A 16,737-nucleotide genomic window follows, 5' to 3' on the forward strand; every position below is an offset into this window, starting at 1 on the left:
GCGCCGCCCCTTACCGAAAGCCCTACAGCCAAAGCAACAATCAGTTACTGGACAAACGGTCCCCACGGGCAAAGCGCCAGGTGCGGATGATTTCCAGCCGGTCAAACTCGGCCATGTCCCCGGTAAACGGTGCAAAGGGGGCCGCCAACCGCACGATACGCTGCGCCGCCTGGTCCAGCACTGGCTGCCCCGATGATTCCAGCACCAGCACTTCGTACAGCGAACCATCCCGGTTGATCGACACCATCATGCGCAAGTTGCCGTAAATCTGTTGGCGGCGGGCTTCGTCGGGGTAGTTCAGGTTACCGACCCGCTCGACCTTCTTGCGCCACTCTTCCTTGTACCAGGCACCCTTGTCGCGCATGGTCGAGGCGGCATTCAGGCGGTGGATGCGTGGGCGCTTGGCATACATCTGCTGCTCGTTGGACAGCTCCGCCTCCAGGCTGGCGATCTGGCTGGACAACTGCGAGCTGTCGAAGTCCGGAGCGGGTGCGGCCGGCTTGGGCTGCGGTTTGCTTTCCTTAGGCTTGGGTTCGACCTTTTGCGCCTTCGGTGCTGTGGTCACTACCGCCGACTTCTGTGGGGTTGGCGGTGGCACCACCTCGGGCCTGGCGGCGGGCGGTGGGGTGATCTTGTTGATCTTGCTGTCCTGGAACGGCGCCAGCTCGGTGGTCTTGGGCACCGCCTTCTTGTCCAGTGTGCCGCTGCCTTGCTGGTTGTCCTGGGCCTCGAAGTCGGCTTTCTCCGGCGGCTTCTCGCTCTTGAAGGTGGCCAGGGTGATATCCATGGTGTGGCGGATTTCGGCCGGTTTGACCACGCTGAAACCGACGCCAAGGATCAGCGCCAGGTGCACCAGGGCAGCCAGGAACAAGGTGAAGCCGAGCCTGTCCATCGGGCGGACGCGGGGTGGCAGCAAGTCGGAGGGGATGTCAGCGGGCAGCGTCATCAGGTATCCAGCAACCGCTGGGCGGGGCAGCGGGTCAGGTAAATAGGACCCGCATCATACCCCACTCTGTGATTGTGCCGCGCGTTGCCGGTCAGCGCGCCTTCAGCTGTCTATCAATGGCGTCCATCAGCTTGCCACCGATATCGGTGTTGTAGGCGTTGTCGATTTCGCGGATGCAAGTAGGGCTGGTGACGTTGATTTCGGTGAGGTAGTCGCCGATCACGTCCAGGCCAACGAACAGCAGGCCCTTCTCGCGCAGGGTCGGGCCGACCTGGGCGGCGATCCAGCGGTCACGCTCGCTCAGCGGGCGCGCTTCGCCACGGCCGCCGGCGGCCAGGTTGCCTCGGGTTTCGCCGCTGGCCGGGATGCGCGCCAGGCAGTAGTCGACCGGCTCGCCGTCGATCATCAGGATGCGCTTGTCGCCGTCCTTGATCGCCGGCAGATAGGCTTGGGCCATGATCTGTTGGGTGCCCAATGCAGTCAGGGTTTCGAGGATCACCGACAGGTTGGGATCGCCCACCCGGTGGCGGAAAATCGAAGTGCCACCCATGCCGTCCAATGGTTTGAGAATCACATCGCCATGCGCGGCTGCGAACTCGCGGATGATGTCCGGGCGACGGCTGACCAGCGTTGGCGGCGTGCACTGCGGGAACAGCGTGGCAAACAGTTTTTCATTGCAGTCACGCAGGCTTTGTGGGCGATTCACCACCAGCACGCCGTCGTTCTCGGCTTGTTCCAGCAGGTAGGTGCTGTAGACGAACTCCATGTCGAACGGCGGGTCCTTGCGCATCAGGATCACATCCAGCTCGGCCAGGGTGCTGTCCTGCTCCTCGCCCAGCTCGAACCAGCGGCTGGGGTCGGCGAACACTTTCAGCGGGCGCATGCGCGCACGGGCCTTGCCTTCACCCTGGTACAAGTCGCGCTGTTCCATGTAGAACAGGCTCCAGCCGCGTGCCTGGGCGGCCAGCAGCATGGCCAGCGAGCTGTCCTTCTTGTAGGAGATGGACGCGATGGGGTCCATGACAATGCCGAGGCGAACGCTCATGGGGTGGTTCCTCTTGGCGGCAGGTGGCCGCGATGGATCGAAAGAAAAGTGGCTCAGGGTGGCGCTGTGAACGTCGCTGGTCAAGGGGCGGCGCAGATGGAACGCTCACCCGGAGTGTGCTAAAAATGCCAGTCATAGCGCTGTGCAGCAGGCCCAGAGGGGCGCGCGATCTGTTCGGGAGCGGCCTTGTGTCGCGATAGGGCGCGCAGCGGCCCCACGATTTCGGCATAAACAGCGACGGTAGCCCAAGTGATGGAACAACCCCTGAAGGTGATGGTGATCGACGATTCGCGCACGATCCGCCGCACCGCGCAGATGTTGCTCGGTGAAGCGGGCTGCGAAGTGATCACGGCCAGCGATGGTTTCGATGCCCTGGCCAAGATCGTCGACCACCAGCCGGGCATCATCTTCGTCGATGTGCTGATGCCGCGCCTGGACGGCTACCAGACCTGCGCGGTGATCAAGCACAACAGCGCCTTCAAGGACACTCCGGTGATCCTGCTGTCGTCGCGTGATGGCTTGTTCGACAAGGCCCGCGGCCGGGTGGTCGGGTCCGATCAGTTCCTGACCAAACCGTTCAGCAAGGAAGAACTGCTCGACGCGATCCGTGCCCATGTGCCCGGGTTTGCCGCACCTCAACAACACGCACCCTGACCGCGCCCCGCCATGGCACGGTCCTACTTCCTGATGGGGAACCAGCATGGCCCGAGTTCTGATTGTCGACGACTCGCCGACAGAGATGTACCGCTTGACCGAGTGGCTGGAAAAGCACGGCCACCAGGTGCTCAAGGCCAGCAACGGTGCCGATGGCGTGGCCCTGGCCCGGCAGGACAAGCCTGATGCCGTACTGATGGATATCGTCATGCCTGGCATGAACGGTTTCCAGGCTACCCGCCAGCTCAGCAAGGACCCGGAAACCAGCGCCATCCCGGTGATCGTGGTTACCACCAAGGACCAGGAAACCGACCGGATCTGGGCCACGCGCCAGGGCGCCCGTGACTTCCTCACCAAACCGGTAGAAGAACACGCGTTGATCGCCAAGCTCAAAGAAGTGCTGGGGGCTTGACCACCCGCCCGCAGGGCGCGTCGTTGACCGCCTTCGAGTTATTGCTGGACATCGACCGGCGCTGCCGCTTGCTGGTGGCTGACCAGCCGCCGCAGGACAACCGCCTGCAGCAGTGGAGCGGCATCGGCTTTCGTATTGCCGGGCAGTGGTTCGTCGCGCCCATGGGCGAAGTGGCTGAGGTGCTGCGCGAGCCACGCAGCAGCCGCGTTCCCGGTGTACAGCCCTGGGTATGCGGGGTGGCCAACCTGCGGGGCCGGCTGTTGCCGGTGATGGACCTGAGCAGCTTCTTCGGCCTGGGCCACGTTGCCCCGGGCAAGCAGCGTCGGGTATTGGTGCTGGACCACGACGACCTGTTCGTCGGCTTGCTGGTGGACGAGGTGCTCGGCCTGCAGCACTTTGCCCTGGACAGCCTGCAGCTGTCGCCGCCACAGCCACTGATCTCCGCCGCCGCGCGTTTTGTGCAGGGGCACTTCCCGCGTGAACGCAACTGGGCGATTTTCAGCCCCTTCGCCCTGGCCCAGGCGCCGGGTTTTCTCGATGTGGCGTTATAGGACATGCGAACGTGAACAAGCCTGCCGCCCCCGTCACAGCTACCACCGTGACCCCACGTACCCGCAGCATCGCGCAGATCACCGTGCTGTTCCTTATCCTGATCCTGTCGATCATCCTGCTGTTCGCCAACTTCGCCTATCTCAACACCCAGTCCAACTACGACAAGCAGTACATCGGCCATGCTGGCGAACTGCGCGTGCTGTCGCAGCGTATTGCCAAGAACGCCACCGAGGCGGCAACCGGCAAGGCCCTGGCGTTCAAGCTGCTGTCGGATGCACGCAACGACTTCGAGCGGCGCTGGGGCTACCTGCGCCAGGGTGACCCGTCCACCGGCTTGCCTGCCGCACCGCCGAACGTGCGCGACGAGATGGAAGCGGTGCGCCGCGACTGGGAAAACCTGCGCAAGAACACCGACACCATCCTGGCCAGTGAGCAGACTGTGCTGTCGCTGCACCAGGTGGCCGCGACCCTGGCCGAGACCGTGCCGCAGTTGCAGGTGGAATATGAAAAAGTGGTCGAGATCCTGCTGCAGAGCGGTGCACCCGCCAACCAGGTGGCAGTGGCCCAGCGCCAGCTGTTGCTGGCCGAGCGCATCCTCGGGTCGGTCAATACCGTACTGGCCGGTGATGACGCGGCCGCGCAGGCAGCCGACGCCTTTGGCCGCGATGCCGGGCGCTTCGGTCAGGTGCTGGAGGGCATGCTCAACGGCGATCCGGCGATCCAGATAACCCGTGTGGAAGATGCCGACGCCCGTGCGCGGCTGGCCGAAATCGCCGAATTGTTCCAGTTCGTTGCCGGTTCGGTGGACGAAATCCTCGAAACCTCGCCAGAACTGTTCCGTGTGCGGGAGGCCGCAGGCAACATCTTCAGCCTGTCGCAGACCCTGCTCGACGAGGCCTCGCACCTTGCCAATGGTTTCGAGAACCTGGCCGGTGGGCGCACTCTCGACACCGTCGGCGGCTACGCACTGGGCCTGCTGGCGCTGGCCTCGATCATTCTCATCGGCCTGGTCATGGTACGCACCACCAACCGCCAGTTGCGCGAGACTGCGGAAAAGAACGAACGCAACCAGCAGGCGATCATGCGCCTGCTCGACGAAATCGAAGAACTGGCCGATGGTGACCTGACCGTGACCGTCTCGGTAACCGAAGACTTCACCGGCGCCATTGCCGACTCGATCAATTATTCTGTGGACCAGTTGCGCGACCTGGTCGCCACCATCAACCACAGCGCCGTGCAGGTTGCCGCCGCCGTGCAGGACACGCAGAACACCGCACGGCAGTTGGCCAAGGCCTCTGAGCACCAGGCCGAACAGATCAGCGAGGCGTCCGAGGCGGTCGGCGACATGGTCGAGTCGATCGACCGGGTTTCTGCGCACGCCTACGAGTCAGCCAAAGTGGCCGAGCGCTCGGTGGCCATCGCCAACAAGGGCAACGAGGTGGTGCACAACACCATCAACGGCATGGACAACATTCGCGAGCAGATCCAGGACACCGCCAAGCGGATCAAGCGTCTGGGCGAATCTTCCCAGGAAATCGGCGATATCGTCAGCCTGATCGACGACATTGCCGACCAGACCAACATCCTCGCCCTCAATGCAGCCATCCAGGCCTCCCTGGCCGGTGAAGCCGGCCGCGGCTTTGCCGTGGTTGCCGACGAGGTGCAGCGCCTGGCCGAACGCTCGTCGTCGGCCACCCGCCAGATCGAGGCACTGGTGCGCACGATCCAGGCCGATACCAACGAGGCGGTGATCTCCATGGAACAGACAACCGCCGAGGTGGTGCGCGGCGCGCGTTTGGCCCAGGATGCCGGGGTGGCGCTGGCCGAGATCGAAGGCGTATCGCAGAACCTCGCTGACCTTATCCACAGCATTTCCGACGCCGCCCAGTTGCAGACATCGTCGGCCGGGCAGATTTCCCACACCATGGCGGTGATCCAGCAGATTACCGCGCAGACCTCCGCTGGCTCCGGTGCCACCGCAGACAGCATCCGCCACTTGGCGCGCATGGCCAGCGAGATGCGCCGTTCGGTGTCCGGCTTCACCCTGCCACCACTGCAGAGCCCAACCGAAGAGCCGCGCTGAGGAGTGCCCATGGCTGTAGCAGCACTAAGCCCAGAGCGCCACGACACGGTGGCGCTGGCATGGACCAAGGCCGCCATTCTCGACTGCCTGGGCCAGGCGCGCCAGGCACTGGAGCGCTTCGCCGGGGAGCCGGGCGACTTGTCGATGCTGGCCTTCGTGGTCGATAACCTGCACCAGGTGCACGGTTGCCTGCGCATGCTCGAACTGCGTGGCGCCACGCGTCTGGCCGAGGAGCTGGAACTGTTTGCCCGGGCTTTGGCCGAAGGCCAGGTTAGCCCAAGGGGGGATTGCCTGGGGGCATTGTTCCGCGGCTTGGAGCAACTGCCTTCATACCTTGAGCGGTTGCGCGGCGCGCGCCACGACTTGCCGTTGGTGATGCTGCCGTTGCTCAACCAACTGCGCGCCTGCCGTGGCGTCGAGCCATTGGCCCAGGCCAGCCTGATCAGTGGTGCCGCGCAGCGCTTTGCCGGCTCCGATGACCTGGCCAACCTCGACCTGTCACTGGGTAATTGGCGCGACCAACTGCAGGCCGGTCCGGGGCGCGATGCCCTGCGCTCGGTGGTGAGCGCACTGTGCGACGACCTGATGCGCATCAAGGAGCGTCTTGACCTGTTCGGGCGCGGTGACCGCCAGCACAGCGAGCAGCTCGACGCCTTGCTGGCGCCGCTGCGGCACGTGGCCGACACCCTGGCCGTGCTGGGTTTCCAGCAACCGCGGCGAGTCATCATCGACCAGGTACTGGTGCTGCAGGCATTGTCCCAGGGCGAGCGGGCAGTGGACGATGCGGTGCTGATGGACGTGGCAGGCGCCTTGCTCTATGTCGAGGCCACGCTCAACGGCATGGTCGGCCCGCTGGAAGAAAACGGCCAGGGCGGCCTGCCGGGTTCGGACCTCGCGGAAATTCGCCAGTTGGTGCTGAACGAGTCGCTGAACGTGCTGCAGCAGGCCAAGGACCTGATCGGCGATTGCCTCGAGTCCGGCTGGCCGCGGCAACGTCTGCAACCCTTGCCGGGTTTGTTGCAGCAGGTGCGTGGCGCGCTGGCGATGTTGATGCTGCCAGCCGTGGCCGAAGTGTTCGCCGGCTGTGCCGGCTATGTGCAGCGCTGGTTGCAACACCTGGAGGTGGAGCCACCTGCCGATGAACTGGCGCACCTGGCCGAGGCCTTGAGCGCCGCCGAGTGGTACCTGCAATGGCGGGTGGCTGACCCGCTGGCCGATGGCCAACCCTTTATCGATATGGCGCGAGCCAGTCTGGCGAAGCTAGGGGTGCACTGTGCGCTGGTCGAAGCCAGTACGGGCCTGGATGGTATCGATGACGAACTGCGCGAAGTGTTCCTCGACGAGGCAGGCGAGCTGCTGCCGGACATCGAGCGCCACTGGCTGCGCTGGCGCGCCGACAACCAGCAGCATGAGGCGCTGGGCGAAGTACGCCGGGCGCTGCACACGCTCAAAGGCAGTGGCCGCATGGTGCATGCCGAAGCGGTGGCCGAACTGGCCTGGGGCGCGGAGCACCTGTTGAACCGGGTGCTGGAAGGGCGCAGCGTGCTCAGCCCGGAAGGTGTGGTGGCCTTGCAGCAGGCATTCGTTCACCTGCCTGACCTGCTGGCCGACTTCGCTGCCGGTCAGCTGCCCCAACTCAGCGAGATCGAGCAACTGGCCGGGCACCTGCATGCGCTGGCTGAAAACGACGTGCCGGCCGTTGCTGATATCGACGGCCTCGACCCTCAGCTGCTGGACATATTCCGCAGCGAGGCGCAGGGCCACCTGGCCAGCCTCGATGCTTTCCTGCAAGGGGCCGACAGCCAGGAAACGCCGGTCAGCGATGGCCTGCAACGCGCGCTGCACACGCTCAAGGGCAGCGCGGCAATGGCCGGGGTCATGCCGGTCGCTGAACTGGCTACCGCCTTCGACCGCCTGGCCCGAGAGTACAAGGGCCACCAGTTGCCGTTGGAAATGGCCGAGCTTGAATGGCTGGAGGCTGCGCGTTCGCTGTTCCACCTGGGCTTGGCGCAACTCGACAGCACGCCGCTGTCAGCCATTCCCGGCGCCGCCGAGCTGATCGAACAGGTCGGCCAGGCCGTGGACGGGCGCTTGGCTGTCCTGCATCACGCGCCGCAGCACGCCCGGCGCGGCAAGCGTGACCCGCAGCAAGTCGCCAGCTTCCTGGCGCAGGCCATGGATATCCTGCTCAACGCCGAAGCGTCACTGGCACACTGGCAGCAAGCACCCGGCCAGCGTGGTGCGCTGGATACCCTGCTTGATGAAATGACTACCCTGGGCCATGCCGCGCACCTGGCTGATCTATGGCAGATGGATGAAGTGTGCGAAGCCCTGCTTGACCTGTACGGGGCGGTGGAGGAGGGCAGCCTGCCGGCCGATGGGCGTTTCTTCGCCCAGGCTCAGCGTGCCCACGAAGCTTTGCTGGACATGCTCGATGAAGTCGCGGCTGGGCAAGATATTCCGCCGCGCGTGGAACTGGTCGACAGCCTGCGCAGCTTGCTGGGCCAGGCCCTGGCGCCGGATGCCACCGGCCTGGTGGGCATCGATACGGTAACGCCGTTGCACCCGGACATGGACTTTGCCGATACCCTGGGCTTGGGAATGCCACGCCCGCCCTTGCTCTCGGAGCTGGACGAGCCGCCGGCGCACGTGCCGGAAAGCCCCGGCGAAGAGCTGCTGGAAGTGTTTCTCGAAGAAAGCTCGGACATTGTCGAGAGCGCCGCCGCTGCTTTGGCGCGCTGGCAAGGCGACCCGCGCAACAGCGTCGAGGTGGACAACCTCATGCGCGACCTGCACACCCTCAAGGGTGTGGCGCGCATGGTCGAAATCGCCCCGATCGGTGATCTGGCCCACGAACTGGAGTTTCTCTACGAACTGCTGGCCGTCGGCCGCCTGCCTCCGAGCCCGCCGCTGTTCGCCCTGCTGCAGAACTGCCACGACCGCCTGGCGCACATGCTCGATGCTGTGCGCCTGGGCCAGCCGTTGCATGCTGCCACTGCACTGATCGACTACATTCGCAACTTCAGCAGTGCGGCGCTGACCGACAGTGCGGCTGGCCAGGGGCCGCTGGAGGCTGCCAGTGCCGATGTGCCGGCAGTCGCCCCGGAGAGGGCGCCGGGCGACATGGTCAAGGTCGATGCCGAGCTGCTCGACGAGCTGGGTAACCTGGCCGGCGAGCACTCGATCATCCGTGGGCGCATCGAGCAGCAGGTCAACGACGCGCAGTTCACCCTCAACGAGATGGAAACCACGCTTGAGCGCATGCGCGACCAGTTGCTGCGCCTGGACATCGAGACCCAGGGGCGGATCTCCAGCCGCCAGCAATTCGAAGGAGATGCCTATGATGACTTCGACCCGCTGGAAATGGACCGTCACTCGCAGTTGCAGCAGCTGTCGCGGGCGTTGTTCGAATCTGCCTCGGACATGCTCGATCTTAAAGAAACCCTTGCCCAGCGCGCCCATGAGGCTTACAGCCTGCTGCAGCAGCAGGCACGGGTAAACAGCCAGTTGCAGGAAGGCCTGACCGCCACACTGATGGTGCCGTTCGAACGCCTGGTGCCACGCTTGCAGCGGGTGGTGCGGCAGGTGGCCAGCGAGCTGGGCAAGCAGGTAGAACTGGTGGTCGGCAATGCCGAGGGCGAGCTGGACCGCAGTGTGCTCGAACGCATGGTCGCGCCGTTGGAGCACATGCTGCGCAATGCCGTCGATCATGGCCTGGAAAGCCGCGAGGTGCGCCTGGCTGCAGGCAAGCCGGAGCAGGGCACAATCCACCTGAACCTGCTGCACGAAGGTGCCGATATTGTCATCGAAATGACTGACGACGGTGCCGGTGTGCCGCTGGAAGCCGTGCGTCGCAAGGCCATCAAGCGCGGCCTGCTGGACCCGCAGGCGCATTTGAGCGATCACGAGATTCTGCAGTTCATCCTGCGCCCTGGCTTTTCCACTGCCGAGAAGATCACCCAGATTTCCGGGCGCGGTCTGGGTATGGACGTGGTGCACGAGGAGGTCAAGCAACTGGGTGGCTCGATGAGCATCGAGTCGGCCCAGGGGAAGGGTGCTCGCTTCTTGATCCGCCTGCCATTCACCGTGTCGATCAACCGTGCGCTGATGGTGCATCTGGGCGAAGAACAGTATGCCATTCCGCTGAATACCATCGAGGGTATCGTCCGCGTGCCGCCGGCAGAACTGGCGGCCTGCTACCAGTTGAGCTCGCCGCGTTATGTCTACGCCGGCCACGAATACGAGCTGCGCTACCTCGGTGAGTTGCTACAGGGGGTGCCGCGCCCCACCTTGCTGGGTTTGAGCGTGCCGTTGCCGGTGCTGCTGGTGCACTCCAAGGAGCAATCGTTCGCTATCCAGGCCGATGGCCTGTCACCCAGCCGGGAAATTGTGGTCAAGAGCCTGGGGCCACAGTTTGCCGCAGTTGCCGGGCTATCGGGGGCGACGCTGCTGGGCGATGGTCGGGTGGTGCTGATTCTCGACCTGCTGGGCCAGCTGCGGGGCCAGCAGCGCCGCCTGGCGCGCCTGCCCGGTGGCGGTGCCCAGCACCCGCTGCTCGGCCCTGCCCCGCGCCGCGCCTTGTTGGTGATGGTGGTGGACGATTCGGTAACCGTGCGCAAGGTCACCAGCCGCCTGCTGGAACGTCACGGCATGAGTGTGCTCACGGCCAAGGACGGTGTCGATGCCATGGCACTATTAGAAGAGCACCGGCCCGACGTGTTGCTGCTGGACATCGAGATGCCGCGCATGGACGGCTTTGAGGTGGCTACGCGGATTCGCCGTGACGAACGGCTCAAAGACCTGCCGATCATCATGATTACCTCGCGCACCGGGCAGAAGCACCGCGACCGCGCGATGGCCATCGGCGTCAACGAATACCTGGGCAAGCCGTACCAGGAATCGCTGCTGCTGCAGAGCATTGCTCACTGGAGCCAGACCCATGCTTGAGTTGATCGCCGGCCAGCGCAGCAGCCTGACCGGGTTGTTGTTGCCGTTGGGTGACCGCACCTTGGTGCTGCCCAACGTGGCGGTCGCCGAGTTGAGCGGCCAGCGCAACCTGATGTGCCAGCAAAATGAACCAGCCTGGCACCTGGGCTGGATCGACTGGCGCCAGCAGCGCTTGCCGCTGATCGGCTTCGAGGCTGCGTGCGGTGGCGAGACGCCTTGCGGCGACCGGGCCAGGGTGGTGGTGCTCAATGCCCTCGGCGATACCGGGCTACGCTACCTGGCGCTGCTGCTGCAGGGCATTCCGCGTTCTTGCAAGCTCGACAGCCAACTGAACTATGTGGACGTGGCGCTGGGGCGCCTGGAGTTGGCAGCGGTGCAAGTGGGTGAGCAGGTCGCGCGGGTGCCTGACCTGGTCGCCCTGGAACGCTTGGTGCGTGACGCGGAACTGCAACCCGACCCTGGGTAGTATGACAGGCAGGAACAGACATCATCTGGAACCCAGCCCACCTCAGGAGGTCTGTGTTTGCATGTATTACGGTGAACGCTTCAACGCATGGACTCACCTGGTAGGGGCTGTCCTGGCCTGTATCGGGGCCATCTGGCTGATCGTGGTTGCGGGCCTGCAAGGTGACCCGTGGAAGATCGTCAGTTTCTCCATCTACGGCAGCACTTTGCTGTTGCTGTACAGCATATCCACCCTTTACCACAGCACGCGCGGGCGAGCGAAGGTGATCATGCGAAAGCTCGACCACCTGTCGATCTACCTGCTGATTGCCGGCAGCTATACGCCGTTCTGCCTGGTCAGCCTGCGTGGCCCCTGGGGCTGGAGCCTGTTCGGCGTTGTCTGGGGGCTGGCTGTGCTCGGCATGCTGCAAGAGATCAAGCCACGTTCCGAGGCACGAATCCTTTCAATCATCATTTACGCGGTGATGGGCTGGATCGTACTGGTGGCCGTCAAGCCGCTGCTGCACTCGCTGGGCACCGCCGGCTTCGTCTGGTTGGCCGCGGGCGGGGTGTTGTACACCGTGGGCATCATCTTTTTCGCGCTGGACAGTCGCCTGCGCCACGCACATGGCATCTGGCACCTGTTCGTGATCGCAGGCAGCCTGATGCACTTCGTGGCGGTGTCGTTCTACGTACGCTAGTTAAAAATCGCCCCACAACTGCTGGGCCACCGACAAGGCCACCACTGGCGCCGTCTCGGTGCGCAGCACACGTGGGCCGAGGCGGGCTGCGTGGAAACCGGCGGCCTTGGCCTGCTCCACTTCGGCTTCGCTCAGGCCGCCTTCGGGCCCGATCAAAAAGGCCAGTGTCGCAGGCTTGGCATGGCGGGTGAGTGGTTCGGCCACCGGGTGCAGGACCAGCTTCAGGTCGGCCTGGCTGCTACTCAGCCATTCGGCCAGGGTCACTGGCGGATGGATGACCGGCAAGGTCGAGCGGCCACATTGCTCGCAGGCGCTGATTGCCACTTGCCGCCAGTGGGCCAGGCGCTTGTCGGCGCGTTCGTCCTTCAGGCGCACTTCGCAGCGCTCGCTGACGATGGGGGTGATTTCGTTGGCGCCCAGTTCTGTGGCTTTCTGAATTGCCCAGTCCATGCGCTCGCCACGCGACAAGCCTTGGCCGAGGTGGACGTGCAGCGGGGAATCGGCCTGGCCGGCGATGGCCTGGTCAAGGCTGACGCGGACGGTTTTCTTGCCCACTTCAAGCAACTGGCCGAGGTATTCCTGGCCGCTGCCGTCGAACAGCTGCACGGCGGCGCCGGGGGCCATGCGCAGTACGCGGCCAATGTAGTGGGCCTGGGCTTCGGGCAGGTCATGCTCGCCGAGGCTCAAGGGGGCGTCGATGAAGAAGCGGGACAGTCTCATGGTTCTGCTCGGACGAAAAGGGATCATGTGACCCTGTGGGAGCGCTCCCACAGGGTTTGGCGGCGGGGATTTCGGGCCTAGCCCGGATCGCGGAAGTCGGGATGGAAGTTGGCCGGTACCGCAACACTGACGCTGTCGCGCGTGGCAATGTCGATGCCTTCGCTGGCGACCTCGGCCAGGAAGTCGATCTGCTCTGGCGTAATTACATACGGTGGCAGGAAGTACACTACGCTGCCCAGCGGCCGCAGCAGGGCGCCGCGGGTCAGCGCATGTTCGAACACCTTCAGGCCGCGTCGCTCTTGCCAGGGGTAGGCGACCTTGCCCGCCTTGTCCTGGACCATCTCGATGGCCAGGGCCATGCCGGTCTGGCGAATTTCGGCGACGTGGGCATGATCGACCAGGTGTGCAGTGGCGCTGGCCATGCGCGTGGCCAGGGCCTTGTTGGCCTCGATCACGTTGTCTTGCGCGAAGATGTCCAGCGTCGCCAGCGCGGCAGCACAAGCCAGCGGGTTGCCGGTGTAGCTATGGGAGTGGAGGAACGCGCGCAGGGTCGGGTAGTCGTCGTAGAACGCCTGGTACACCTTGTCGGTGGTCAGGCAGGCGGCCAGGGGCAGATAACCGCCGGTCAATGCCTTGGACAGGCACAGGAAGTCCGGGCGGATGCCGGCCTGCTCGCAGGCGAACATGGTGCCGGTACGGCCGAAGCCCACGGCGATTTCGTCATGGATCAGGTGCACGTCGTAGCGGTCGCAGGCTTCACGCAGCAGCTTGAGGTACACCGGGTGGTACATGCGCATGCCGCCGGCGCCCTGGATCAGCGGCTCGATGATCACCGCGGAAATGGTCTGGTGGTGTTCGGCCAAGGTCTGTTCCATGGCTGCGAACATGTTGCGCGAATGCTCCTCCCAGCCCATGCCTTCGGGGCGCAGGTAACAGTCCGGGCTCGGCACTTTGATCGTATCGAGCAGCAGCGCCTTGTAAGTCTCGGTGAACAGCGGCACATCGCCGACCGACATCGCGGCGATGGTTTCGCCGTGGTAGCTGTTGGTGAGGGTGACGAAGCGCTTCTTGCCCGGTTTGCCGACGTTCTGCCAGTAGTGGAAGCTCATCTTCAGGGCGACTTCGATGCACGACGAGCCGTTGTCGGCATAGAACACCCGGTCAAGCCCGGCCGGGCTCATGGCCACCAGGCGCTCGGACAGCTCGATCACCGGCTGATGGCTGAAGCCGGCCAGGATCACGTGCTCCAGTTGGTCGACCTGGTCCTTGATGCGCTGGTTGATGCGCGGGTTGGCATGGCCGAATACGTTGACCCACCAGCTGCTCACCGCGTCCAGGTAGCGCTTGCCTTCGAAGTCTTCCAGCCATACGCCCTCGCCGCGCCTGATAGGGATCAGCGGCAATTGCTCGTGGTCTTTCATCTGGGTGCAGGGGTGCCACAGGACCTTGAGGTCGCGTTGCATCCACTGATCATTAAGGCCCATGGGCACTTCTCCTGGCTTTACGGCGTGGTTCGACCGCGTAAGCCTAAGCAATGCTGCTGGGCACCACAACCGCTGCCGTTCAGTGGCGTCGGGTGCCGGTCCATTCGAGGCGGCGGATGTGTACCGTACCGGCCTGCGAGGTGGAGATCGTCAGGCGCCGGAATGGCCCATCGATTACCTGGTGGTAAGGTTGTGTGGCAATGGGCCCCGGGCGCAAATCGCGAAAACCGCTACCTTCAAGCGTGAGCCAGTAGAAGTTGCGGGGGACAGGGGCGCACAGGTCGTAATCAAGGTTCTCGGCATCGAACAGCATGTGCAGGTCGTCACACAGGAAGTCGCTGACCACGTAGTATTCCAGGCGCAGGCACTCGACCTCCTGGGCAAAGGATATTTCCACGTCGCTGTGCTCGCCGATTACCAGCTCGGTGCCGTCCTCGCCTTTGAACGCCTCATGGAAGCCGGTCCATGAGGTGCTGTTGGAGCGGATGCTCAGACCCGAGGGGGTGAATAGGGTCTGCCTGTGCCACAGAAACTGCCGTTCGACGTGCTGGAAATGCTCCTCGAAGATCATGCGCATGCCCTCCTGGTGGGGCTGATGGCCATCCTCGCCAGCTTCGCCTGCCGCGGTGTGACATGGCTACTGGCAAAAATGTCAGTTGCGAAAGGCACTTGATGTCACTGCGCTGGCAGGGTTGGCGGAGCTGACGTATTCTTAACGCATCTCCCCGGGGCATTTCTGCCTCTCCCCGTTTCCATAACCTCTGACTCGGAGTTCGCCGACATGGCTGCTGCTTGGGTGCGTCTGTGCGCGTTGATATTGATTGGTGTTTCCAGCGGCACCGCGCTGGCGAAGGATAAAACGCCCACCGCGATCGTCGTGGGTGGTGGCCTGGCGGGCCTGACCGCGGCCTATGAACTGCAGAACAAAGGCTGGCAGGTGACGCTGCTGGAAGCCAAGGCCGGCATGGGCGGGCGCTCGGGCCTTGCCACCAGCGAGTGGATCGGCAACGCCAAGGCGCAGCCGGTGCTCAACCAGTACCTTGACCGTTTCAAGCTTGAAACACTGCCGGCGCCCGAGTTCGTACGCACCCCGGGATATCTGATCGACGGCGAATATTTCAGCGCCACCGACCTGGCAACCAAGCAGCCGGCCACAGCCGAGGCACTCAAGCGCTACGAGAAAACCCTCGACGACCTGGCCCGTTCGATCGACGACCCGCTGAACCCGCAGGCCACCAGCACGCTGTTCGCCCTCGACCAGATCAACGTTTCCACCTGGCTGGACAAGCTGCAACTGCCGGCCACCGCCCGCCAATTGGTCAACCAGCAGATCCGCACCCGCTACGATGAACCGTCGCGCCTGTCGCTGCTGTACTTTGCCCAGCAGAACCGCGTCTACCGTGGCGTCAGTGACCGCGACCTGCGCGCCGCACGCCTGCCCGGCGGTAGCCCGGTACTGGCCCAGGCTTTCGTCAAGCAGTTGAAGACCATCAAGACCAGCTCGCCGGTCACCGCGATTGTGCAGGACAAGGACAGTGTCACGGTCAAAGTCGGCAGTGTCGGTTATCAGGCCGATTACCTGGTCATGGCCGTGCCGTTGCGCGCCCTGGCCAAGATCCAGATGACCCCAGGCCTGGACGCCAAGCACCTGGCGGCGCTAAGGGGCACCAACTATGGCTGGCGCGACCAGCTCATGCTGAAGTTCAAGAAGCCGGTATGGGAAAGCCGCGCGCGCATGTCGGGGGAAATCTTCAGTAACACCGGGCTTGGCATGCTGTGGATCGAACCGGCGCTAAAGGGCGGTGCCAACGTGGTTATCAACCTGTCTGGCGACAATGCCCGCCTGTTGCAGGCCTTTGGCGACAAGCAGATGGTTGACCAGGTGCTGATCCGCCTGCATGCGTTCTACCCGCAGGCGCGTGGTGCGTTCACTGGCTATGAGGTCAAGCGCTACAGCGTCGATGCCAGTACTGGTGGTGCTTACCTGGCCTACGGCCCGGGGCAGATCAGCAAGTACTGGCGCCTGTGGGAGCGTCCAGTGCAGCGCATCACCTTTGCGGGTGAGCACACCGATGCCCTGTACCCAGGCACGCTGGAAGGCGCGCTGCGCAGTGGCCAGCGTGCCGCCAGCCAGGCGCAAGACCTGCTGGCTGGCAAGTCGTTCGACCCCGCCAAGGCGGCGCCGGTCGCGGCTGCTGCGGCAGGCGCGGCGGCCAAGGAGAACAAGGGTGGCTTCTTCTCGAATATGTTCGGGGGTTCGTCCGACAAGTCGGGCAAGGCTGAGCAGGTGCCAGCCAAGACCGAGGCGAAGCCGGTCGATGAGGCCAAGCAGGACAAGCCAGGCTTCTTCAAGCGTCTGTTCGGTGGGGCGGACAAGCCCGAGGTAAAGGCCGAGCCGATTGCCAAGGCTGAAGCAGTGGCACCGGTAATTGCGCCCGCTCCAGCGCCTGCGCCGCAAGCTGCACCTGCGCCAGTCGTGAAGGAAGCGGCAGCCAAGCCAGCTGCGAGCAAGGCTGCCCCGGCCAAGCATGCGCCGGCGCACAAGCCAGCGCAAAAACCTGCCGAGAGCAAGAAAGCTACTGCCAAGTCTGAGCCGGCGAAAAAAACCGTGGCCAATACCCAGGCCAAGGCCGGTTGAATCATTGCCAGCGCCGGCCATGGGCCGGCACTGGCAACCCTGAATCCTGCGTCTATCGTTAATGTTTCCTTAATGGGACGCTTACACAATACATATCGGATTTCTCGATAA

Annotated in this window: 13 protein-coding genes; 8 read left to right on the forward strand and 5 right to left on the reverse strand. The window is 64.2% G+C overall.

Going from position 1 to position 16,737, the window contains the following annotated elements; all coding sequences use genetic code 11:
* Positions 1 to 40: 40 nt before the first annotated feature.
* Together DMX11_RS21265 and gshB are read right to left on the reverse strand one after the other, a co-directional pair.
* A complete protein-coding gene (locus DMX11_RS21265; protein WP_110746506.1) occupies positions 41 to 946 on the reverse strand; it encodes an energy transducer TonB in 906 nt (301 codons plus the stop codon).
* A 91-nt stretch (positions 947 to 1,037) separates the two neighbouring features.
* Positions 1,038 to 1,991 carry a glutathione synthase gene (gshB, locus tag DMX11_RS21270; protein WP_110746509.1) on the reverse strand — a complete coding sequence of 318 codons (954 nt, stop codon included), beginning with the start codon at positions 1,989 to 1,991 and terminating at the stop codon, positions 1,038 to 1,040.
* Positions 1,992 to 2,243: 252 nt separating this feature from the next.
* Between gshB and DMX11_RS21275 the strand changes: the two genes are divergently transcribed.
* The 7 genes from DMX11_RS21275 to DMX11_RS21305 all read left to right on the forward strand — a co-directional run bounded on the left by DMX11_RS21275 (position 2,244) and on the right by DMX11_RS21305 (position 11,784).
* On the forward strand, positions 2,244 to 2,645 hold the full coding sequence (locus tag DMX11_RS21275; RefSeq protein ID WP_110746511.1) for a PleD family two-component system response regulator: 402 nt from the start codon (positions 2,244 to 2,246) through the stop codon (positions 2,643 to 2,645).
* Between the two features lie 46 nt (positions 2,646 to 2,691).
* A complete protein-coding gene (gene pilH, locus DMX11_RS21280) occupies positions 2,692 to 3,057 on the forward strand; it encodes a twitching motility response regulator PilH (protein ID WP_110746513.1) in 366 nt (121 codons plus the stop codon).
* Positions 3,054 to 3,608 (forward strand): chemotaxis protein CheW, encoded by a 555-nt coding sequence (locus DMX11_RS21285; protein ID WP_110746515.1) that lies wholly within the window; start codon positions 3,054 to 3,056, stop codon positions 3,606 to 3,608. Before pilH ends, DMX11_RS21285 begins: the two co-directional genes overlap by 4 nt.
* Positions 3,609 to 3,655: 47 nt before the next feature.
* Complete coding sequence (locus DMX11_RS21290) at positions 3,656 to 5,692, forward strand: methyl-accepting chemotaxis protein (RefSeq protein WP_256590651.1); 2,037 nt, start codon at positions 3,656 to 3,658, stop codon at positions 5,690 to 5,692.
* A 9-nt stretch (positions 5,693 to 5,701) separates the two neighbouring features.
* A complete protein-coding gene (locus DMX11_RS21295) occupies positions 5,702 to 10,639 on the forward strand; it encodes an Hpt domain-containing protein (RefSeq protein WP_110746520.1) in 4,938 nt (1,645 codons plus the stop codon).
* Complete coding sequence (locus tag DMX11_RS21300; RefSeq protein ID WP_110746522.1) at positions 10,632 to 11,105, forward strand: chemotaxis protein CheW; 474 nt, start codon at positions 10,632 to 10,634, stop codon at positions 11,103 to 11,105. Before DMX11_RS21295 ends, DMX11_RS21300 begins: the two co-directional genes overlap by 8 nt.
* A gap of 61 nt (positions 11,106 to 11,166) precedes the next feature.
* Entirely contained in the window at positions 11,167 to 11,784 is a 618-nt protein-coding gene (locus DMX11_RS21305; protein WP_110746525.1) for a hemolysin III family protein, read from the forward strand.
* Here the strand turns inward: DMX11_RS21305 and DMX11_RS21310 are convergent, their stop codons facing one another.
* The 3 genes from DMX11_RS21310 to DMX11_RS21320 all read right to left on the reverse strand — a co-directional run bounded on the left by DMX11_RS21310 (position 11,785) and on the right by DMX11_RS21320 (position 14,559).
* Positions 11,785 to 12,504, reverse strand: coding sequence for a 16S rRNA (uracil(1498)-N(3))-methyltransferase (locus DMX11_RS21310; protein ID WP_110746528.1), 720 nt, complete (start codon positions 12,502 to 12,504; stop codon positions 11,785 to 11,787). It abuts the gene before it with no gap.
* A 77-nt stretch (positions 12,505 to 12,581) separates the two neighbouring features.
* Positions 12,582 to 13,988, reverse strand: coding sequence for an adenosylmethionine--8-amino-7-oxononanoate transaminase (locus tag DMX11_RS21315; RefSeq protein ID WP_110746530.1), 1,407 nt, complete (start codon positions 13,986 to 13,988; stop codon positions 12,582 to 12,584).
* A gap of 79 nt (positions 13,989 to 14,067) precedes the next feature.
* Entirely contained in the window at positions 14,068 to 14,559 is a 492-nt protein-coding gene (locus DMX11_RS21320) for a hypothetical protein (RefSeq protein ID WP_110746532.1), read from the reverse strand.
* Between the two features lie 210 nt (positions 14,560 to 14,769).
* Between DMX11_RS21320 and DMX11_RS21325 the strand changes: the two genes are divergently transcribed.
* A complete protein-coding gene (locus DMX11_RS21325) occupies positions 14,770 to 16,626 on the forward strand; it encodes a flavin monoamine oxidase family protein (protein ID WP_110746534.1) in 1,857 nt (618 codons plus the stop codon).
* Positions 16,627 to 16,737: the final 111 nt, after the last annotated feature.

This window comes from Pseudomonas sp. LB-090624 (assembly GCF_003205205.1).
Taxonomy (GTDB): Bacteria; Pseudomonadota; Gammaproteobacteria; order Pseudomonadales; family Pseudomonadaceae; genus Aquipseudomonas.

Bases quoted from the DNA above. Each gene is read 5' to 3' on its own strand.
- DMX11_RS21300 (WP_110746522.1), top strand. From the start codon at position 10,632: ATGCTTGAGTTGATCGCCGGCCAGCGCAGCAGCCTGACCGGGTTGTTG.
- DMX11_RS21315 (WP_110746530.1), bottom strand. From the start codon at position 13,988: ATGGGCCTTAATGATCAGTGGATGCAACGCGACCTCAAGGTCCTGTGG.
- DMX11_RS21305 (WP_110746525.1), top strand. From the start codon at position 11,167: ATGTATTACGGTGAACGCTTCAACGCATGGACTCACCTGGTAGGGGCT.
- DMX11_RS21325 (WP_110746534.1), top strand. From the start codon at position 14,770: ATGGCTGCTGCTTGGGTGCGTCTGTGCGCGTTGATATTGATTGGTGTT.
- DMX11_RS21275 (WP_110746511.1), top strand. From the start codon at position 2,244: ATGGAACAACCCCTGAAGGTGATGGTGATCGACGATTCGCGCACGATC.
- DMX11_RS21295 (WP_110746520.1), top strand. From the start codon at position 5,702: ATGGCTGTAGCAGCACTAAGCCCAGAGCGCCACGACACGGTGGCGCTG.
- gshB (WP_110746509.1), bottom strand. From the start codon at position 1,991: ATGAGCGTTCGCCTCGGCATTGTCATGGACCCCATCGCGTCCATCTCC.
- DMX11_RS21265 (WP_110746506.1), bottom strand. From the start codon at position 946: ATGACGCTGCCCGCTGACATCCCCTCCGACTTGCTGCCACCCCGCGTC.
- pilH (WP_110746513.1), top strand. From the start codon at position 2,692: ATGGCCCGAGTTCTGATTGTCGACGACTCGCCGACAGAGATGTACCGC.
- DMX11_RS21310 (WP_110746528.1), bottom strand. From the start codon at position 12,504: ATGAGACTGTCCCGCTTCTTCATCGACGCCCCCTTGAGCCTCGGCGAG.
- DMX11_RS21320 (WP_110746532.1), bottom strand. From the start codon at position 14,559: ATGATCTTCGAGGAGCATTTCCAGCACGTCGAACGGCAGTTTCTGTGG.